General features: G+C 67.8%; 19 protein-coding genes and 7 pseudogenes. 17 read left to right on the top strand and 9 right to left on the bottom strand.

Translation table 11 applies throughout. From position 1 onward, the window contains the following. Positions 1-73: 73 nt before the first annotated feature. The 3 genes and pseudogenes from CG723_RS48015 to CG723_RS49315 all read left to right on the top strand — a co-directional run. Positions 74-597 (top strand): annotated as a pseudogene (locus CG723_RS48015) (winged helix-turn-helix domain-containing protein); the annotation flags it as partial. A 599-nt stretch (positions 598-1,196) separates the two neighbouring features. After that, a complete protein-coding gene (locus tag CG723_RS31160) occupies positions 1,197-1,397 on the top strand; it encodes a DUF6381 family protein (RefSeq protein WP_100596871.1) in 201 nt (66 codons plus the stop codon). A 1,032-nt stretch (positions 1,398-2,429) separates the two neighbouring features. Continuing rightward, positions 2,430-2,834, top strand: a pseudogene (locus tag CG723_RS49315) (transposase); the annotation flags it as partial. Between the two features lie 31 nt (positions 2,835-2,865). On the opposite strand, the gene CG723_RS31150 reads toward CG723_RS49315, so the two are convergent. Continuing rightward, positions 2,866-3,603, bottom strand: coding sequence for a hypothetical protein (locus CG723_RS31150; RefSeq protein ID WP_234374616.1), 738 nt, complete (start codon positions 3,601-3,603; stop codon positions 2,866-2,868). Between the two features lie 92 nt (positions 3,604-3,695). Between CG723_RS31150 and CG723_RS31145 the strand changes: the two genes are divergently transcribed. Beyond that, positions 3,696-4,268, top strand: a complete 573-nt coding sequence (locus tag CG723_RS31145) for an ArsR/SmtB family transcription factor (protein ID WP_100596869.1) — start codon at positions 3,696-3,698, stop codon at positions 4,266-4,268. Between the two features lie 504 nt (positions 4,269-4,772). Here CG723_RS31145 and CG723_RS31140 read toward each other — a convergent pair. From CG723_RS31140 to nadC, 3 genes are all read right to left on the bottom strand, one after another. Continuing rightward, positions 4,773-5,066 (bottom strand): DUF1330 domain-containing protein, encoded by a 294-nt coding sequence (locus tag CG723_RS31140; RefSeq protein WP_100596868.1) that lies wholly within the window; start codon positions 5,064-5,066, stop codon positions 4,773-4,775. Positions 5,067-5,451: 385 nt separating this feature from the next. Next, positions 5,452-6,309 (bottom strand): PhzF family phenazine biosynthesis protein, encoded by an 858-nt coding sequence (locus CG723_RS31135; RefSeq protein ID WP_100596867.1) that lies wholly within the window; start codon positions 6,307-6,309, stop codon positions 5,452-5,454. Further along, a complete protein-coding gene (gene nadC / locus CG723_RS31130) occupies positions 6,297-7,190 on the bottom strand; it encodes a carboxylating nicotinate-nucleotide diphosphorylase (RefSeq protein WP_100596866.1) in 894 nt (297 codons plus the stop codon). The genes CG723_RS31135 and nadC overlap by 13 nt, the downstream gene beginning before the upstream one ends. Before the next feature lie 329 nt (positions 7,191-7,519). On the opposite strand from nadC, the gene CG723_RS31125 reads away from it, so the two are divergent. From CG723_RS31125 to CG723_RS31110, 4 genes and pseudogenes are all read left to right on the top strand, one after another. Further along, positions 7,520-7,999, top strand: a complete 480-nt coding sequence (locus CG723_RS31125; RefSeq protein WP_324905601.1) for a winged helix-turn-helix transcriptional regulator — start codon at positions 7,520-7,522, stop codon at positions 7,997-7,999. Between the two features lie 25 nt (positions 8,000-8,024). Beyond that, positions 8,025-8,135 (top strand): annotated as a pseudogene (locus CG723_RS48005) (cobalt ABC transporter ATP-binding protein); the annotation flags it as partial. 144 nt (positions 8,136-8,279) lie between these two features. After that, complete coding sequence (locus CG723_RS31115; RefSeq protein WP_100596864.1) at positions 8,280-8,780, top strand: allene oxide cyclase barrel-like domain-containing protein; 501 nt, start codon at positions 8,280-8,282, stop codon at positions 8,778-8,780. A gap of 109 nt (positions 8,781-8,889) precedes the next feature. Then, positions 8,890-9,129: pseudogene (locus tag CG723_RS31110) on the top strand (transposase); the annotation flags it as partial. Here the strand turns inward: CG723_RS31110 and CG723_RS31105 are convergent. Both CG723_RS31105 and CG723_RS31100 read right to left on the bottom strand, forming a co-directional pair. Continuing rightward, a complete protein-coding gene (locus CG723_RS31105; protein ID WP_100596863.1) occupies positions 9,104-9,367 on the bottom strand; it encodes a hypothetical protein in 264 nt (87 codons plus the stop codon). The pseudogene CG723_RS31110 and the gene CG723_RS31105 sit on opposite strands and share 26 nt — an antisense overlap. Before the next feature lie 23 nt (positions 9,368-9,390). Beyond that, positions 9,391-9,840: pseudogene (locus CG723_RS31100) on the bottom strand (DNA polymerase III subunit alpha); the annotation flags it as partial. 971 nt (positions 9,841-10,811) lie between these two features. Between CG723_RS31100 and CG723_RS31095 the strand changes: the two are divergent. The 5 genes from CG723_RS31095 (at position 10,812) to CG723_RS48735 (ending at position 12,790) form a co-directional block, all read left to right on the top strand. Further along, positions 10,812-11,147 (top strand): MerR family transcriptional regulator, encoded by a 336-nt coding sequence (locus CG723_RS31095; protein ID WP_100596862.1) that lies wholly within the window; start codon positions 10,812-10,814, stop codon positions 11,145-11,147. A gap of 215 nt (positions 11,148-11,362) precedes the next feature. Next, positions 11,363-11,773 (top strand): FhaA domain-containing protein, encoded by a 411-nt coding sequence (locus CG723_RS31090; protein WP_159032589.1) that lies wholly within the window; start codon positions 11,363-11,365, stop codon positions 11,771-11,773. A gap of 116 nt (positions 11,774-11,889) precedes the next feature. Next, complete coding sequence (locus CG723_RS31085; RefSeq protein ID WP_159032588.1) at positions 11,890-12,318, top strand: hypothetical protein; 429 nt, start codon at positions 11,890-11,892, stop codon at positions 12,316-12,318. After that, positions 12,318-12,566: a hypothetical protein gene (locus CG723_RS31080; protein WP_100596859.1), complete on the top strand. Its 249-nt coding sequence runs from the start codon at positions 12,318-12,320 to the stop codon at positions 12,564-12,566. Before CG723_RS31085 ends, CG723_RS31080 begins: the two co-directional genes overlap by 1 nt. 92 nt (positions 12,567-12,658) lie before the next feature. Beyond that, positions 12,659-12,790 (top strand): hypothetical protein, encoded by a 132-nt coding sequence (locus CG723_RS48735; protein ID WP_267893747.1) that lies wholly within the window; start codon positions 12,659-12,661, stop codon positions 12,788-12,790. A gap of 237 nt (positions 12,791-13,027) precedes the next feature. On the opposite strand, the gene CG723_RS31075 is transcribed toward CG723_RS48735, so the two are convergent. Then, entirely contained in the window at positions 13,028-14,008 is a 981-nt protein-coding gene (locus CG723_RS31075; RefSeq protein ID WP_234374615.1) for a class I SAM-dependent methyltransferase, read from the bottom strand. A gap of 133 nt (positions 14,009-14,141) precedes the next feature. Beyond that, positions 14,142-15,020 (bottom strand): ETEC_3214 domain-containing protein, encoded by an 879-nt coding sequence (locus CG723_RS31070; protein ID WP_100596857.1) that lies wholly within the window; start codon positions 15,018-15,020, stop codon positions 14,142-14,144. Positions 15,021-15,735: 715 nt separating this feature from the next. On the opposite strand from CG723_RS31070, the pseudogene CG723_RS48000 reads away from it, so the two are divergent. The 3 genes and pseudogenes from CG723_RS48000 to CG723_RS31055 form a co-directional block, all read left to right on the top strand. Next, positions 15,736-15,858: pseudogene (locus CG723_RS48000) on the top strand (transposase); the annotation flags it as partial. A gap of 138 nt (positions 15,859-15,996) precedes the next feature. After that, a complete protein-coding gene (locus CG723_RS31060; RefSeq protein ID WP_100596856.1) occupies positions 15,997-16,683 on the top strand; it encodes an alpha/beta hydrolase in 687 nt (228 codons plus the stop codon). Positions 16,684-17,003: 320 nt separating this feature from the next. Further along, positions 17,004-18,214 (top strand): annotated as a pseudogene (locus CG723_RS31055) (IS110 family transposase). A gap of 71 nt (positions 18,215-18,285) precedes the next feature. Here the strand turns inward: CG723_RS31055 and CG723_RS31050 are convergent. Beyond that, positions 18,286-18,756, bottom strand: a complete 471-nt coding sequence (locus tag CG723_RS31050; RefSeq protein ID WP_100596855.1) for a hypothetical protein — start codon at positions 18,754-18,756, stop codon at positions 18,286-18,288. 100 nt (positions 18,757-18,856) lie between these two features. Here CG723_RS31050 and CG723_RS31045 point away from each other — a divergent pair, with 100 nt between their 5' ends. Then, the gene (locus tag CG723_RS31045) at positions 18,857-19,222 is read left to right on the top strand and encodes a MerR family transcriptional regulator (protein ID WP_100596854.1); all 366 of its coding nucleotides are present in this window, start codon (positions 18,857-18,859) and stop codon (positions 19,220-19,222) included. The last annotated feature ends 101 nt before the right edge of the window (positions 19,223-19,323 follow it).

The following is a 19,323-nucleotide window of genomic DNA, read 5'->3' as shown; positions in this document are numbered from 1 at the left end:
GGTGTCGGTTACTGGCGATTTCGGGTTTTCGTCGGGTAGTGACGGCTGATGATCCCTGCGGTATGCCGTTGGTATGGGTGGGGGCCTGACCGCTGAGTGTCGGACGTTTCGTGAGGGGATCCGGCCCCAGGCCGGCGGGCGGTTCGCGGCGGGTGAGAAGTCCGCGGTGATCGCAAACGATCTGCGGGTGAGCGTGCGGTCGGTGGAACGCTGGCGCCGCGCCTGGCGCGAGGGCGGGATGGAGGCCCTGCGCTCGGCCGGACCGGCGAACTCCCCGGCCGTCACCGATGCCCAGTTCGCCGTGTTGGCAGAGGAATTGGGCAAGGGCCCGGCCGCGCACGGCTTCGAAGATGAGCGGTGGACCCTGGCCAGGGTCCAGACAGTGATCCGCCGTCAGCTCCGGCTGAGTCTGTCGGTGGCGACGGTATGGCGGCTGCTGACACGGCACTGCTAGTCCTGGCAGGCACCCACCCGCAGAGCACTCGAGCGCGACGATCACGCCGTCGAGCTGTGGAAGTGGGAGGTGTGGCCGCGGGTAAGAGGATCGCGGTGGCGTGTGGGGGCTGGATCGTCTTCGAGGACGAGGCCGGCCTCTCCCGGCAGGTCAGGCGCGGCGGGTGCGAGGGCTCAGGCCGTGACCGGATCGAACCACAACTCCCCACAATGCCAGCTTTGTTGTCAGTGGCGGCTGCTTTCCTGGTGGGTCCCGTGCGCGAAGGGCGCACCGGTCTGGACGGGGGAGCAGCTAGTGGTGCACGTGAGGGAGTACGTCCGTGCGGACGGTACGAAGGTTCGGGCGCACTCGCGATGGGCGGCCGGAGCGCGGCGGGAGATGAGTGTCCTGGCCGCCATCGCCCTGGTGGTTGACGGCTTCGCCGGCACCACAGGGAGCGGCAGCGCAGACGGCTCCACAAAGAAGGTGCCCCGGCCCCGGCCGACTGCCGTGTATCCGGTGAAATTCCCGGACTGGGACAGGCCGCGGCCCCGGCCGACTCCGACGGTCTCGTATCCGATCCCGTGGGACCGGAGCCACTGAGCAAGGCCCCTACAACGTGAGCAGGATCCGGCACGCAAGCCGTTCCGCGAGAGCGTTCCCATCTGCGTAGATAGCAGTGGGTGATTGCTCGAGATGCAGGGGGTGTTGGGGCCTGTTTCGCTGGGGTGGCCCGCTCTTCCTCGTCACCCAAGGAGTGATCATGAGCGTTGCAGGTGAGTCCGGTCGTGCCCAGCAGATGCGTGCTCAGGCTCGGGACCTGGAACAGGCCGCGGAACGCGCCACTGACCCGCAGGAGCGTCAGCGTCTGAAGGACAAGGCCCGCCAGCTCAAGGAGCAGAGCGAGCATGCAGGCGGTACGGGCAAGCGGGACACCGACCCGACGGTGTCGTCCCACCGGTAGCCGAGCACAGACCACCGGCCGGGGGCCGGCCTCCGTAGCCTTCTCTGGCACGCGAGAGGCCCCCGGCCGGTCACTGCTGTCTCCGCTCAAGAACAACGCCTCCGCCGCCAACGGCACCGGCAACGGATCACCACACACTCCCGGCAGTACCGCCGAACCGTCCCGCCAGCCACTCAGCCGCCCTGGTGCGCGCGTGCGGCTCGCACCGACTCCTCCAGCGCGGCCATCAACGTCTGAACGAAGACCGCAGACGAAATCCTCGAACGCCTCGCCAGCTATCTGAACAGAATTCCTGACTCAGAAGACTAGGCTGCAGCCTTCCCGCGGGTCGCGTCGCCTGGCTGACAGATCGCCTTGCCCGCCCCGGGAGTTGACCGCCGTTCGAGAAGACAGCCGCACCGGCTGAACGCTCCGCCCCGTGCCGCGTGAGCGCCCCCGCGCATCGGGGAAGTGCTCCTGGCGAGCAGCCGTCCCCCGGCGCTAATGGATCTGCTGGCAGTGCCAGCACGGGCCGAGAGAGGGGCACAAGTGGGCGCTGGCACAGCCTGGTTACCAGGGCGCGGCGGCGCCCGGAAAGCCTCAGCACGGGATACCGGAACCGGAGAGCGCCGGACGCCGCGCACCGCAGCGGCCGGACGAGCGCGTCCTAGTCTCCGGGACCACACTGCGCTTCGCCGTACTCGTGGTTCTGATCCTGGCGAGCAGCGCCTGGATGAGCCTGCTGCCCCTCGCCGCGGGACACAGCTCGTCCGGCAGCACACCTAACGGCGACTCCAGCGGATGCGACCGATCCGGCCGGGGGAGACCCCGGCCGGATCGGTGGCCCCGTCCCCTGGGAGGACACCAGCGCCTATCGCACCTGCATCGACAAGGTCTCCTCCCCCTCGGACCCGTCCCCATGGCTGTCCGTGGTGTGGCCGCTCCTCGTCGTGGCAGTGCCCGCCGTACTCATGTGGGCGATACCCGCCTGGAAGGCACGACGGAGCCGTGACCTCGACCCGGGCTTCATGGCGGGCCTGCGGGAGGGTGTTCCGGCCGCTCGCGGTTATCTACAACGCCGAGGACCGCAAGTATGCGGCCATCGCGGTCAAGGCATTTGCCAAGCAGTACGGGGCGAAGTTCCCCAAAGCCCTCAAGAAGATCGTCGATGACGAGGCCGCGCTGCTGGCGTTCTACGACTTCCCCGCCGAGCACCGGATCCACCTGCGGACCAGCAACTCCATTGAGTCGACCTTCGTGACGGTGCGGCTACGGACGAAGGTCGCGAAGGGTGCCGGCTCCCGCTCGGCTGCCCTCGCGATGGTCTTCAAGCTCGTCGAGTCCGCCCAGGCCCGCTGGCGAGCCGTGAACGCACCCCATCTCGTCGCGCTCGTCCGGGCGGGCGCCCGCTTCGAGCGCGGCCACCTCGTAGGACGCTCCGATGCTCACGCGGCCTGAACCACCTCAGCTGACTCACAGGTGTTGACAATTACTCAACCGAACCGGCCTGCATGTAGGGCCGGATGGCCACCGTGACATCCATGTCGAAGGCGTTCGCCCCCGCCGCGGACGGCAGGCGCAGGGCCCGGTTGAGCGGGTGGCTCAGGGGGCCGCAGCCACTAGTGCCCGGCGCGGCGAACTCCGTGTCCTGGGCACCGAAGGCGACGACCAGGGGGTCCTTGGATATCACCCGGGTGGGATCGGTGTCCTTGAGCACCAGGTGGACCGCGTTCTCATCGCTGCCCACCGAGCAGCCCGACGACGGCAGGGCCGGCAGCCCGTGCGCCGAGCCTATGGCGAACTTGATGTCGAACTCGCCGCGCCGGGTGTCGTCGGACAGGAAGTCCGAGTAGCCGCCGTACTGCGGAGTCAGGGTCAACGGGGTGCCTCCCACCTGGATTGGCGCAGCGGTCATCTCCCCGAAGACCTGGCGGAATTCACCGTCCACACGGCCTTCCGCAAAGGTGATCTTCATAGGTTCGGTGAGCGGCTCGTCGAAGGCGCCCATGCGCAGATAGCCCGTGGCGTGCATGACCTCGCAGCGCCAGGTCCCGGGGTCTGCACCCGCGGGCAGCTCGTCGACGGTCGGGCAGGCGGAGAAGTCGAACTCGGGCAGGGCCGCGGCCCGTTCAGCTCCATGTGCGGGTGCGGCGCCCAGGGCGAGTCCGGCAAGTAGTGCCCCCGCAGCAGTACTTGTGAAGCGGCGGACTGTGCGCTTCAAGGTCACTGGGTTCGGCATCATACGCCCCAGCATTGCAGAACTTCCTCTGCAGAGGAAGTTCTGCAGAGGAATCGCTGCACTCTGGATAGACTGCCGCCATGACGAAAGAGCGCAGAGCGGAAGTCGCAGGGCAGCGCACGGTCGACAGCCCAGAGGTGCTCAAGGCCCTCTCGCACCCCCTGCGCCTGCGCATCCTGCGCCACCTCGGCGCGGCGGGCCCGGCCACCTCAACCACGCTCGCCGCCGCCCTCGGCGAGAACACCGGGACGCTCAGCTACCACCTGCGCATGCTGGAGCGCAGCGGCCTCATCGAGGACATCCCCGAGCGCTCCACCGGGCGTGAGCGCTGGTGGCGCGGGGTGCGCGGCCTCGACATCCGCAGGCCGCCGCTGGGTGAGCTGACGGAGGCCGAGCGCGCCATGTCGGCCGAGCTGGACCGGATGAGGATGGAGGAGGACGTCGGGCTCGCCCGGCAGTTCACCGCGGGACAGGCGGAGTCCGAAGGCTGGATGCGGGGTTCACGCAGCCTCATCCACCTCACGAAGAGTGAGCTGGACGCGTTCCATGACGACTATCTGGCCTTGCTCGCGCGCTATACCCGCGGCCCCGAGGATGCCCCCGACGACGCACGACCCGTACTCCTCCGCTGGTTCGGCCTGCCCGCTGACTGACCGGCAGCCGGCCGCCTCTCCGACTGGGCGGTGCACGACTTCTCGCGCGCCACACCGGGAATCACTGCGTCATAGCGCCCGCGTTCAGACCCTCACAAAGACCAAGTAGGAGGCACTGCTGGGCAGTCCGCCGGGCGGCGCTGTGATCAGCTACGTCCGGCGGCTTCCTGCGCCGTAGCGCTGCGGGTGAGGCGGCGGGTCATGAGAGTGATGAAGGCCCAGTTGATGTGGGCTTCGGAGTGCTGGGGCAGACGTTCGGAGTCGCGCGAGTTGCGGCGGGGCCTGCTTGGGCCCCCTTCCCGGAGGGCTGGAAGTCGTCGGGTGCAGTACCCGGCATCAGTGGCCCAAGCTGGTTCCGCTGACGGCCAGCATCGCCGAGCGTGCGGACCGGACATCACCGCCGATGCCACTGGCCTGACGCTGTTTGCGACGGTGCGGCGCGCTGACGAGCCGGGGTGATCCCCGCAGTCGGCTTCGTGTTCGTCGCCGGCGCGGCATCGGTCGTCAGTCGAGGCCTTCGATGATGCGGAAGTCGCGCTCGACGCCGTCGGCAAGTACGGCCAGCGCCTCCTGGTAGGCCGCACTCGCGCGTGCGGCGACTGCCTGTTCGAAGCTGTCGAACTCGATCAGGATGGTGCGCTCGGCGACTCCGGCGTCGTGTGCGACGACCTGGCTGCCGCGGGAGAGCAGCCGCCCGCCCGCGGCCTTGACGGCTGGACCGGCCAGCTTGTCGTAGGCAGCAAGCCTCTCAGGGTCTGCGATGGTGCGGTAGACGCTGCACCAATAGCCCTTGGCCACGGTACCTCCTGTGTTCGGAATTGATGATCAGAAGCATGCTCAGGTCCATGGCCGGCGCGCTGTGGGTCAGCGAGCCGACGGAGACGGCGTCGAAGTCGGACGGCTTCGATCAACCGGCTGGGGCTGCGATCGGATTGGTCTCGGGTGAGCGTCGGCGGGCGAGGACGAGCCAGAGCCGGTCGAGTCGATGACTGGCCTCGCCGGCCGGGCGGCGGGCCGGACTAGAACGGAGAGGAGCCGATGAGTAGGTACGAGTCGCACCAGTACGACGTGATCGGCCATCAACCCTGAGCCCCTGCCACAGATGCCGCCAGAACTGGCCGGGCTCTCACAGGAGCAGTTGGACCTGCTGCGCACTGGCACCCTCGCCTTGAGCGCGCAGGCCTCAGCGCATGACCGTGCGCACGATCGCTGCCTGGCCGCCGACTCGGATCCGGTGTCCCGTGCGGTCGCGGTGGACGGTCGCTGTGATGGTGGATGGGCTGCCGAGGTGGTCACCCATGTCGACAGCGAGGCGGTATGTGCCGAACCCGGCAGCATGCGCCGCCAGGCAGGCCGTGCTGTTGGCGTTGGCGATGTCCTCGGGGACGCCGATCGACGGGGCGAACATCCGGGCTCCTGCTCGGCCGTGTCGGTCCGGGAGCGAGTAGGCGTAGCAGCCCAGCAGACCGTAGCGGTCACAGGCTGCGCGCAACAGGGTTAAATCCGGCGTGAGTTCGGCCAGTGCGGCGCGGGATCGGATGGGCAGCAGAAGCCTCGGCCGCCCGTTCGACGCCACGCAGGCGTCGCCGGCGACCGCGTCCTCCGACAGTCCGAGGCCGCCTGCGACTGCCCTCAGTTCGGGTCCACCGGCGCTACGCAGGCTGACCGGGCCCGGGTCGAACGACGCCGTCAGGCCGTCACCGTTTCGGCTTGCCCGACCGTCGAAGCTGCGGTGGGCCGTACGCAGGACGGCGCGGTAGTCGTGGTCGCCGCCTTCCCGTTCGGCGAGCACGGCGAGGGCGGCGACGGTGCCGTGGCCGCAGGCGGGCAGTTCGTCCTGGGCGGTGAAGAACCGCAGTGTGTACGCGGGCCGACGACGCTCGATTCCGGTCGCGCGGAGGAAGACGGCGTGCGATGTTCCCAACTCCGTGGGAATGCGGCATCGCTCCTCGTCGGTGAACGGCACATCATCCCGAACGGCGGTCGGGCTGCCACCCGCGCCGTCTCGCTGACACGCGTCGACAACCGCTACCTCGGACATGGCACCGGGCCGGTGGTCAGCAGCATGGTCAGGTCCAGTGCGGGCGCGCTGTGCGTCAACGCCCCGACCGAGATGAGGTCGACGCCCGTCCCGGCGATGGCGAGAACTGTGTCCAGGCTGATGGTGCCCGAGGCCTCCAGCAGGATCCGGGAAGCGTCGGCCCGCCCGGCCCGGACCTTCACGACCTGCTCGATATCGGCCACCGGCATGTTGTCGAGCATGATCCAGCGGGCTCCGGCGTCGAGGGCCTCGACGGCCTGGGTGACGGTCTGCACCTCGACATCGCTCTCCACGGTCTGCCCGGTGCGCGCCATCCCGCGCCTGACCGCCTCGATCGCGGCGGTCACCCCGCCCGCCGCGGCGATGTGGTTCTCCTTGAGTAGGACCATCGCCGCGAGATCGAGGCGGTGGTTGTGGCCGCCGCCGGCGGTGACCGCGTACTTGTCCAGGGAGCGCAGGCCCGGCGCCGTCTTGCGCGTGTCCAGGATGCGTGCCCTGGTCCCTGCCACAGCTTGGACGTAGCGGTCGGTCAGCGTCGCGATGCCGCACATGCGCTGCAGGAAGTTCAGCGCCGTACGCTCCCCGGTGATCAGGCTGCGCGCCGAACCGGACAGGTGCACCAGGACCTGGCCGTCGGCCAGTCGGGCGCCGTCGGCGACGGCCGGCTTGACCTTGACCTCGGGGTCGACCTGCGCGAAGACCTCGGCGACCACGGGGAGGCCGGCGGCGATGCCGCTTCGCCGGGTGCGGATCTCGGCCGTGGCCACCAGGTCCTCGGGAACGCTCCACACGGTGCTGATGTCCTTCCCCGACGCGTCCTCGACCAGGGCGGCAGCGGCGGCGGCCCGTGCTGCCGCCGAGGGAAACTCGGTCGTGGTCATCTGGTCTCCATCTCTGAGTGGACGTCGGCTTGGTGGCGGCAACCGCTGACGAGGCAGCACTGAAGTTCCGCTGGGCCGGTTTGCAGGACCTGGTGGATCCTGATACTCGCCCGCGTGCCGGTCACCCGTCCCCCGCCACGAACAGGTTCCGGGTGAGCCGTCCGTGCGACTCGGCGCCGGCGTCGAACTCGGGGCACCATGCGCATGTACCGGTCCTCCCGGCCGGTCTCGCCTCCGTCGACCCGGGTCTTCAGGAACGCCTCTCACTCAGGTCGGCAGAGCAGGTGCCACAACAGCCGCCTCCGATTCGATTTCCGAATCGGTCACCGATGCTAGCGTGTCGGAATTCGAAGCATCAACCCTGGAGAGCTGGACATCCCAACATGGCAACACCCAGACCTGGCAATCCTGTTCGCGGCTCGACCACCGGCCGCCCCCTCATGGCCGCACTCGATCTGTTCGGGCGGCGGTGGAGTCTGCGCATCCTGTGGGAGCTTCGCGCGGGTCCGCTTGGATTCCGCCCCTTGCAGAAGCGGTGCGACGACATGTCCTCCAGTGTGATGCGGCAGCGCCTGACCGAAATGCTGGATGCCCAGGTGATTCACCAACTACCGGACAGCCGCTACGAGCTCACCCCGCTGGGACAGGAGGCGCGCCACGCCCTGAACCCCCTCGCCCGCTGGGCGGAACGCTGGGCGGCCACGATCGACCCGCAAGGGGCGGACCCCACCGACGACCAGTCCGCCAGCCGCGTCTCACATCCGGACACCGTGGACGACGGGACGCCGGAGAGGGACTCCGCGGACTGACGCCCCGCCTCGGATCGGCGGATTCGGCGTCATCGCCGCCGACGGGCCGACGGGCGGGATCGTCGCCGACGAGGAGCTCATGGCCCGGCATCGCCTGGAGCTGCCGTTCGGCTTCGTGCCGAGCTCCGCCGCCTGACTTTGGTCCGACCGGCTGGATGTGCCGGTGGTTCGTGCCGGGGTGCTCCGTGCGGCGGTGGAGTCGAGGTTATGAAGGGAATCGAACGGAATCGGATGGAAGTTCGCCATCCGGTCATTCCCGAACATCAACCTCAGGAGTCGCATGATGCGCCCCATCGGAGCGGCCTGCCTCGGCACGGCCACGCTGGTCACCCTCCTCGCCTGCACCCCCGTCGCGGCCGCCGCGACGGACACCGGTTCTGCCCAGGCCAGGGGTAAAGCCCGGATCATCACACTCCTGGCCGAGGTGCAGCAGCTGACCCGCTTCCCCGTCACCCCCGGCAGCGTCTCGCAGGGCGATCAGGTCGTCGTCCGCTCGGACCTCTTCGACAAGGCACACAACAAGGTCGGCGAGACCCACGGCACCTGCACCACCACCCGGGGCGGCGCCGATGAAGCGGAGCAGTGCGTCGTGACCTACACCCTCCCGGGCGGCCAACTCACCGTGCAGGGGATGTACTTCAACTACGTCGACCAGGGTCCCTTCGACAACGCGATCACCGGCGGCACCGGGAAGTACGAGAAGGCTCGCGGCTCGGTCCACGCCGCCACGATCGCCACGGACCCCAAGGTCGTGAGGCGCTTCACGATCCACCTCGTCTGACGGACCCCGACGTCCACCTGACCCCGGAATCCGGCCTTCTCCCCTCGCGTTGCACCATTGGAGACGGTCGTACGAAAGGAAGTGTGGGTCAAGGGGACGTCCAGGGCAGCTCACCCTTCAGATCGTCAAACGCACCGACGACGTGAGCGGGTTCGTGGTGCTTCCACGCAGGTGGGTGGTGGAGAGGACGCTGAGCTGGCTGATGCGCTCGCGGCGCCTTGCCCGGGACTACGAGACCCGGCCCGAAAGCAGTGAAGCCGCCGTCCTGTGGTCGATGACCATGCTCATGGGACGCCGCCTCGCCCGCCACGGGAGCCGAAACGTCACCCGGCAGCCCGCCTCGGCGTGAACACCCCGGGACGCTCCTCGGCCAGCCAGCCCCGCTCCACCAGCCGCTTCACCTTCGACCGCACCCCCTCGACCTTCGCCGGCACCGACTCCAGGCCCAGCCGCCCGGCCAACTCCCGCGCCCGCAGCCCGGACCCGCCCGCCTCCGCCTCCAGCACGCCCACCAGCCGCTGGTAGTCCGGCGCGAGCACCTCCAACGTCAGGCCCACCCGCCAGTGCGGCACCACCGACCCCGCCACCGGGGCCTCAGCAACGGCCGGCGCCGACTCATCATCTCGAACGTGGCGGCCCCGCCGTCGAGGGGGACGTGGTCGGGGTTGTCGAGGTCGAGGAACTTGCCGGTGGTGCGGCGGAGATCTCGTGGACGGCGTGCGCCATCGCGGACTGCATCCGCACTCCGAGCACATCGAGCTTGAGCAGTCCCAGGTCCTCGACGTCCTCTTTGGGCCTGCAGCATTGGATAGTCGCCGCCCGGCGTGGGCTGCACCGGCAGTCGGTCCAGCAGGGACACATTCGAGATGATCACTCCGCACGGGTGCATGGCGTAGCCGCGCACGAGCGCGTCCAGCCCCTCGGCCAGCTCCCACAAGGGTCCGAACTCGTCTGCGCGGGCAGCGAGCTGGCGCAGCTCGGGCAGCTCGGCGAGCGCGGAGCGGATGTCACAGGCCCGGATGTGCGGAAAGCTCTTGTCGCCGTGATCGTGGTGGGGCGGTCTGTGGCGCGTTCGGCGCCGCTGCCGGGCGGGCAGCCCAAAGTTCCCCGGCTCGCACACCGGCCGGTCGCCCAGCCTTCTGGACTCTCAATGGCGGTCCCTGGCCGCCCGGTCACCTGTGTCGCGGCTGGCGGCCCCAGCCTGGATGACGGCCCTCGGGTCTGGCCGTCAGTGTTCGACGCCAATTACCTCACTGTCGAACACGCGGAAATCTATGTTGGCCAGAGTAGACATTGGATGGTGGCGTGGTTATGGTTTCTTTCGTAGCCCAGAGAGGCAGCAGGGCCCGGCAGACACGAACTGCCGGGCAGTGGTACGGAAGTTGCAGTGCGTAGGACGGTGCGGTGGTGGAGTTCCGAAGCCAGGGTTGGTGCAGGACGGCGACGGGGCTGACGACCGGACCGGGTGGCCCGCAGTGATCAGGGGCCGCCGTCGGGGCCGCGGTCAGCAGTGTCGGTTCCCGTGAGTGCAGTTCGCAGTACCCGGCAGTGAAGTCGGTGAGCGGTACCTCGGTGAAGGCGTCGGCTGCGGGCGCGCGCACCGGGAGGTTCGGCAGTGGGGTTCTAAGCCAGAGCAGACGCACGATGGGCGACGGGGCTGGCTGCCGAAAAGGTGGCGCTGTCACAGGTCACTGAGCAGTTCGCATCACCAGCAGTACGCAGTAGGGCAGTGCCAGCAGCAGAAGTCCCCCGTTTTGTAAGTGGTTGATCACCGAGGGAAGAACGGAGGAACGAGCGCCATCAGGATCGCCCGGGCGGAGTGTTGAGCCCGGGTACCGCAGGACATCGATAGTGAGGTGGTCTCCGGTCAAGCAACCGCGATCCCCGCACCCCCGACAACTCCCAGGTCGGGGCGGCGGACACAGAAGGCCGGCGCAGTTCCAGGGCCGGCAGATGGTGTAGATGTTCCTTCGGGGCCCTGGTGCCAAATGGCACCAGGGCCCCTCAAGCGTGTTCCACAGAGAGGTGCAAATGACAGCAGACGACTCGTTCGACCGTCTCGAGGACGAGGACTACCCCGCCTACACGATGGGCCGGGCCGCCGAGATGCTCGGCACCACCCAGGGTTTCCTGCGGGCCATCGGCGAAGCCCGCCTCATCACGCCGCTGCGCTCCGAGGGCGGACATCGCCGCTACTCCCGTTACCAGCTGCGCATCGCCGCACGTGCCCGGGAACTCGTCGATCAGGGCACTCCCGTCGAGGCGGCCTGTCGCATCATCGTCCTTGAGGACCAGCTCGAAGAGGCCCAGCGCATCAACGCCGAATATCGCCGCGCAACCGAATCGGGTTCGCCGCCCGCGGGCTGAGGTGTGGTTTGTGCGCCCCGAGCCGCTCAGGCGGCTACGGGCGTCGGCCCGCCGCGGTGCAGGGTGAGTTGGCTCTGCCGAGGCGATCACTCCTGCGCTGCCCGCCGTCGAGGCGTTCGCGGACCTCGAAGTGCCCGCCGAGACCCTGGGGTGTGGATCGCCTGGCCACTCGCATGGGTGAGAGTGGGCGTGGGGGAGCCGGGCAGGCGCACACGATGGAACCCTTCAGAATCACCGAGCTTGCCATCGAGCGATGGACCGAGACGCTGTGGGGCAAGCTCTTTCGTCCGAAGCAGCGGCCGGCCGAGGTGGTTGCGATACTCCGTCGTGAGTGTGACGACAATGCGCTGATCGTGGCCCGTCAGCGGGTGGTCGTGCCGAATGCCTTCGTCATCGATCTCCTTCCCGAAATCCATCACAAGGTCACGACGCATGCGCTGCCGGTCGAGCCGCACTTGATGAACCAGGTGCGGCGGCACGCGGCCGAGCAGGGGTACACCTTCGCCGGTCCGGTTGCCGTGGACCTCTGTCCTGCACCTTGCGGGACGGGTGAGCGATTCCGTGTCCGCAGCCGCATCGCACCAGCCGAGAGCCAGCCCCGCTCCGCAGGCTCTGAAGACGGGTAGTTTCGTTCGCTGGGCGCTCAGTGCGTTGTTGCCTCCGGCTAGGCCATCGTCCAGCCGGATCGGGCGAGGAGCCCAGCGCCAGGGTCACGGCCACCGGAACCCACGTACCAATATCAATGTCAGTGCCTCGTGCCAAGCTGGTCGTGCCCGGCGGCGCCCATCATGAAGCCGATGCTGTCGCCGGGCCCTCGCTCGCCGCTCTGCGCGCCCAATCCCGCCACCAGGCACGAGGAACAGCTCTCTCCCTCACGCCGTCCATGGAGAAGGCGGGCATCCTCAACCGCAGACGCCCGCCGCTCGCGCCCGCTACCGTGGACTGTGCACCCCTTCCTACGGAGGCCTTCATGGCGCACCTCGTCTTCGACCCCGACGAGCAGAGTGCCCTGCGCGCTGATGCCCGCGAACACGCCATCACTGACCCTGGCGTCGCTTACGTCCTTGAGCGCCTCGCCGCGGAAGGCGTCGACCTCGAGCAGTGCGCCGACTGGGAAGACCTCCGCCTCCAGGCTGGCCTCCCCGCCCGCGACGCCAGCAGCGCCGCTTAGTGGGCAAGCATTCCCCCCGCCGGGCCCGCGTCGTCTTCTACGACGTCGCCCGTGAGCAGATCCAGACCATGCCGCGGGCCGACCTGGACCGCTTGGACGCCGTCCTGGACGTGATCGCCTCCGACCCCACCGTCGGCACCGCGACCAAGCACGGCTCCGTCCGCGAGTACCAGCGCGCAGGAGTACGCGTCATCTACATCCCGACCGCCTTGGGCACCCTCGTTCTGGTCGCGTACGTCGAAGCCTGACGGTCTTGGCAGGCCCGAGTAGCTCGAACCGGCATGGTGCAACGGACCTAGCAAAAGCGGCAAACAGTACCTGACCGCCTTAGCCTGCGATCATGGGTACCGAGCCGGACGTGGCCGTGCGCCTGGCCGCCGTCCGCCGGATGCAGCGTAGGGCGGAGCGGGCCTCCGGGCGTGCCCGCCGGGCGCTCGCCATGGAAGAGCTTGAGGTGCCTCCCCTGACGTAGGCGTTGCACAGGTGCGTCGGTTCCTCTCTCGGCCGTGGTGTTTTGAGCTATGCCAGAACTCTCTCTGTCTTGGCGGGCCGCATGTGCAGCTGGTGGCACGGTTCTGACCGGCACGTTTGCCGTGGGTTCAGCGTGACTGAGGTGCTTTCACCGGGAACCCACGGCGTCTTCGGCAGGCAGGCATGAAAGTGCGGTGGGTCCGTTGCCGCTGAATCGGCAGGTTCTTCACCACTGGGCTCACTCGGCGCGCTGTCCGACACGGAGGACGCTCAGGTAACGGCGTGATGCTCGGTCGCCCATCCGCGTGCGGATGCGCTCGGCGATCGCGTCGAGCAGGGGCTCACGGACGTCGCGGTCGAGCCTTCGGTACAGCGACAACGAGCGAAGGTGATCGGCAAAGCCGTCCCCGTTGAACCACTGAACGGTCGGGTACCAGCGCACGATCGTTGAGCCGAACAATCCGCCGGGATCGTCGACCAGTCCCCAGCCCTCGTCGGTGGTGCGCACGTCGTCCTCCAGGGGCGGATGACCCCAGCCGGGGTTCCCGGGGCAGAACCGCTCGTGGAGATCGGCGGTCTCGGCGTACACCTCCGACTCTCCCGGTCGGCGGACAACGACGTTGCCGAGCAGTGCCATCCAGCCTGCGGGGTAGAGCACGTCGTGCGCTCGCTGCCAGCCAATCGACGGGTCGACCCAGTGCCACGACGACGCAGCCACGAGAACATCGAAGCGTCGACCGCGGTCGTCCCACTCCTCAAACATCGACGTCTCGACTTCGACGTTGCGAAAGGAGGTGATCCGCTGGCGAGCAAGTGCGGCCATGTCTGCGCCCGGCTCGATGGCGGTCACTGAGCATCCGAGCGCTGCCAGCGAACGCGTCGCCTGACCGGTACCGCAGCCCACCTCCAGCACCGACGACCGTTCGTCCATGCCCGTGATGGAGCCAAGGTCCGCGAACAACTCGTCGGGGTATCCCGGCCGGACCCGGTCGTAGAGCTCCGGCACCTCGTTGAACACTCCGCCGAGGTCGTGTCGGTTCGGGCGCATCCTCGGATCATCAGTCACGAACGCACAAGCTATGAGGCTCGTCGACAGGGACGCCACTGGTTTAACGGCAGCTCCTCGACAGCCGTCAAGAGCGCCCGCCCTCCTATCTCTCGTGCAGGTCACCGCAGAAACAATCAGCACGGCGAAGAGGAGGGCGAACAGAAGGCGCATCGAACCTCCCTGGGGGCCAGCACGCCCGGCTGGGCGCGGAGAGCGCAGACAGGTTCAATGTCGCCCGCCACCGAGGTGCGCACTTGGGGCAATGCGCAGTGAGAGACCTACGCACGCGGAGCAATCGGGGTACTCATTGCTCCCCGCGGCGAACGAGCTCGCGCATGTGGCTAGCTGCCTGCCAGGTCTGCCAGCGGAGCCTCGTGCAAAGAGCGCGCAGGCCGTACTCGGGGTCGGCGAGCCGGACGCGGTCGTGGTCCGGCCCGACTCCGTCAGGCAGCAGGGAGTTGAGGCGGATGGCGCTGCCGCCCGCGACGAGGACGGAGTTGATCCGGGCCCTGGCCCGGTAGCGGGGGATCTCCACGGGGTCGTTGCAGTACTCCGGGCTCGAGCCCAGTTCGACAGGAGGGGCAGCTGGGTGTCCGGAGTCTGAGACGCCCATCGCCCAGGTGTGGTATGCGCCGGGGTTGCCGAAGTAGTGGGTCTCCGCGTAGGAGAAGCGCCGACTGCCGATCCTCCATTGGATGGGGTCCTCGATGACATCCGGGTAGGGGAGGGCCGACAGGCGAGACTTCCCGAGCCGCACGAGGTAGCGGCCGCCGACCCTGATGGCCGGCCGGAAGATCCTGCTGCGGGTCGTGATGCTGTACATCTCGACCTCGTCGTTCGCGGTGCACCAGGTGACCAGGAAGCCCATCCGGCCCAGAGGCCAGGTACGAACGGTCATCTCCAGCGTCTCGGTGCTCCCCGGGACTTCCTGCTCGGAGCTGTACTGCTCAACGTTTTGCTTGTGCTGCCAGGCGGGCTCCCCGAAGAGACCCTTGACGTACTCGTGTCGGACGTGAGGGGCCAGTTTCCGGCAGTTCCTGACGAAGAATCCCCGCCGGCCGAGGGTGCTGCGCCACCACCCGCGAAGGATGTTGTAGAGGCTGATGCAGGCTACGAAGATGGCAGCGATCTGCCATAGGTTGAGCTTGGCCTCAACGGGCGGTATCCACTTCACGAGCTGCATCCTGTCGCATCGTCAAGTGGCGTCCCGATCCCCATCGTTGATCGCCGAGGCCCACGGCAAGGAGCCTCATGAGGTGCCGTTGGTTAGATGCCGCCGAGCGTGGGTCGACTGGGTGCAACCTGTCAACCCATCCGAGAAGGGTGGAGCCGCCCACCTGGAGCCGGCGGACCGCTTGCCGCCGCGTCCCATGCTGCGTGTCGCCGGTGACCGTGCTCGCCACGTGTTCGAACGCACCGGTGAAGGTGACCTCCGCGCGCTGGCTACTGCGCGGCGCTCAGCAGGTTCTGCCGCCTGAGGACGAGGTCCTGCCACTGGGAGCGTGTGGCGTGCTCGGTGTCGAGCCAGCGGGGCGGGGTGTGGTCGGGGGGCTGGGGGAGGTCGGCTATGAAGTGCGCGATGTCGACGTAGTAGGCGTAGGCGCCGCCGCGGGTCTGTTCCTGGAGTCGTTCGATGGTGGTGGCGAGTGCGTCCTGGTCGTTGAGGACGGCTTGGTGGAAGGCGTGGGCGATGTCGAGGTGGGTGTGGTGGAGGTGAGGCCGGCGAGGTCGAGTTCGGTGCGCAGTGTTCGGGCGCGGTCGTCGATGCCGGGGTGGCCGGCGTCGCGGACGAGGGCGGCGATGGCTGCGTTGATCGTGGTGGCGCGCAGGTCGAGGCTGACCAGGAGTTGTTCGGCCAGGTCGAGTTCGTCGCCGGCCGAGCGCGGGTCGGTGAAGGCGTCGCTTTCAGCACGCCAGAACACCTCATCCAGCGTATCCGACGCGGCCTGCGCCACATCCAGTACCGCGGCGACCTCATAGACGGCTGCCTCGCCGAAACGGGCGTGATCATCAACACATGACCACCACGACAACACGTTCAACCTCGTAGGCCCAACGATTGGGATGGGGCGACACGCCTGGCTATCCGCAAAAATAGGCACTGAACGGGCAACTTGTTGCAATGAGGCATATTTGATCTCTTCGCAGGAGGAAATTCCATGGCGAGTAAGCCCAGCATCGTCTTCGCCCACGGACTCTGGGCGGATGGGTCGTGCTTCAACAAGCTCATCCCCACGCTCCAGGCTGAGGGGCACGAGGTTTTCGCCTCACAGCACGGCCTCGACTCGCTCGAAAGCGACGTCGCGTGCGTCAACTTCACGCTCAACCACGTCCCCGGCCCGATCGTGCTAGTCGGCCACTCCTACGGTGGGACCCTGATCACCAAAGCGGGCACCCACGACCGCGTCGGCGCTCTGGTGTACATCGCCGCGCTCGCCCCAGACGAGGACGAGACGTCGCAGGAACACCAGGACAAATTCCCCCGCACGCCCATCTTCGAGCACGTGGACGTCGCTGACGGCCGCGTGTGGCTCAAGCCCTCGGGCGTCCCGCACTTCTGCGGCGACCTCCCGGAAGCGGAGCAGAAGCTCGTCCTGGCGACGGGTGCCGTGCCAGTGGCGGACCTGTTCAACCAGCAGGTTCCCGGCACCGCCTGGCGAACGAAGCCAAGCTGGTACATCGTCGCCAACAACGACCACACCGTGCACCCCGACCTGGAGCGGTCCGCCGCCGAGCGCATGGCCGCCAATATCCGTCCCGTGGACAGCAGCCACGTTCCCATGCTCTCGCATCCTGACTTCGTCCTCGATGTGATCCGTGAGGCCGCAAAGTCCCTCGACGCCTAGGCCAAGCCGACAACGACCGGCCGCAGCGCAACACGCAGGGAGGCGACCCCGGACCGACCGGGCCGCCTCCTTGCAACGACATCACGCTTTCAAGCTCCTTACGTTGTTGGTGGGTTGATTCCGGTCACTCGTAGGATCGGGAGGCCCAGGGGCACTGGGTGTGGCTGTCAAGCTCATGCCGTAGGAGTGGCTTCTACTGATTGGCCGCCCGGTGCCCCGCGACGACTCGGCCACTGATTGGGATACGCGCGACAAGATCGCTTGGTAAGGACACGCTGGCGAGGTCGTCTGCTGGGACAAGTGCAGGAACGACTCGGGAGGTGGCCGTGCCCGAACTGTGGGCCGGTATGGACGCGGGCAAAGCCGAGCATCACTGCGTGGTGATCGACACCGACGGTCAGCGGAAGTTGTCGCGGCGAGTGGCCAACGACGAGACCACACTGCTGAAACTGATAGACGATGTCCTCGCTCTGAGCGATGGCGAGCCGGTGACCTGGGCGATCGATCTCAACGCCGGTGGCGCGGCACTGATGATCGCGCTGCTGACCGACAACGGGCAGCAGGTCCTCTAAATCCCCGGCCGCACCGTCCACCACGTCTCCGGCTCCTACCGGGGCGACGGGAAGACCGACGCGAAGGACGCCTTTGTCATCGCCGACCAGGCCCGCATGCGCCGCGACCTCCAACCGATGCACCGTGGCGACGACATTGCTGTCGACCTGCGCATCCTCACCGCCCGACGCCTCGACCTGGCCGCAGACCGCACCAGGGCAATCAACCGGATGCGGGCCCAGATGCTGGAGTACTTCCCCGCCCTGGAGCGGGCCTTCGAGTACAAGACCTCCAAGGCGTCCCTCGGGCTGCTGACCGGCTACCAGACCCCGGCCGCCCTTCGCAGAATCGGCAAGAGCCGCCTCGCGGCGTGGCTGAAGAACGCAAGGTCCGTAACTCCCGGCTCGTCGCGGCCACCACCGTCCAGGCCGCCGAGGCTCAGCACACCGCCGTCGCCGGGGAGAGGCTGGCCGCGGCCGTGGTGGCCAAGCTCGCGAGAGAGGTGACGGCCCTCGATGATGAGATCGCCCAGACCGACGCCCTGATCGAGGGCCGATTTCACGACCATCCGCACGCCGAGGTCATCCTGAGCATGCCCGGTCTCGGCCCCGTCCTCGGTGCCGAGTTCATCGCGCACACCGGCGGGGACATGAGCGTATTCGGCAGCCCCGATCGACTCGCCGGCGTCGCCGGCCTGGCCCCCGTGCCCAAGGACTCCGGACGCATCAGCGGCAACATGCGTCGGCCCCGTCGCTACTGTCGTCGTCTCATGCGGGTCTTCTACATGTCTGCCCAGGTCGCTGCCCAGCACTGCCAGGTCTCCAAGGCGTTCTACGAACGCAAGAGGGCAGAGAAGAAGACCCACAAACAGGCCGTCATCGCCCTCGCACGCCGCCGCCTGAATGTCCTATGGGCACTTCTGCGCGACGGTCGTCTCTTCGAAAGCAGTCCGCCACCCCGTGCTGCCAGCCTTGGGTGAAGTGACCACAGTCAGTCACGAGTCAGGATTGACAACCACATTGGGAATCAGTACTTGTGTGGCTGAGCGCTTCAGTTGGCCGCTGAGCGTTCCAGTTGGCCGGCCTGGTGCTCAAAGCTGGCGTTGCTGTGTCGATTCCGCCGCCACGGCACAAGCTGGACAATGCCCCACGCGACCTCGACGGTGAAGAACAGCCACAGTATCCGCGAGGCACCCTGGGCCAGTGCGTACGCCATCCACGCTGAGAACAGGATGCGCGCGATGCCGTCGAACAGTCCATGCACCGGCAGCGGCCGGACGATGCGCAGGGTGGCCCAGACGACCACGACCGAACCCATCAGATTCGCGTACAGCGTCTGCCACGGATCGAGTTCGGGCAGGACGCCCCACCCGAGTGCGTCGCCCAATGAGGACAGCACGTTGTGCACCAGCGCGTACGTCCACGGTGTCACGAACCCCGCGGTGACCGCGAGGTCGTACCAGGCGCTCGCGCGTACGAGATGAAGATAGGCGGGACGTGCGGGGGCGGAGAGACGGATCATGATGAGGCTCCGGCTGGTTTGGTGTCAGTGACGCCTCACGCTAAACAGTGGAGTACGGTCCAAGGTCAAGTTCATCATCCGAAGGGGGTGGCGCTGGGGTATGCGCATCGGAGAGCTGGCCGCGCAGACGGGGATGACCAGGGACACGATTCGGTTCTACGAGAAGATCGGCCTCATCGCAGGTCGGCGCCTGACCAACGGCTATCGCGACTTCCCACCCGAGGCAGTGGCCTGGCTGCACTATGTCCGCACGGCACAGACACTCGGATTCTCGCTGGCGGAGATCGCGCGGACCGGCGAGGAACTGCATGGGGCGCCGGACGTCGCGGAAGCGCTGTCCGCGCTGTTCGAGGAAAAGATCCAGCTCGTCGACGCACGCATGGCCGAACTCGCCACCCTGCGCGCCGAACTTACCGAGCGCGTCGGCACCGGATGCCCGTTGCGGGCAGCTGGCCGACCCGGATGAGGACGGAGTCGGGAGCGTAACGGGCCCGACCGCTGACCATCTCGGGGTGCCTCTGTGTCTTGTCAAGTCGCTTGAGGCAGCGGGTGCTTGGACATTCGCTC

This window comes from Streptomyces sp. CB01635, from assembly GCF_002803065.1.
Classification (GTDB): Bacteria; Actinomycetota; Actinomycetes; order Streptomycetales; family Streptomycetaceae; genus Streptomyces.
This window is presented reverse-complemented; position numbering and strand designations above follow the sequence as displayed.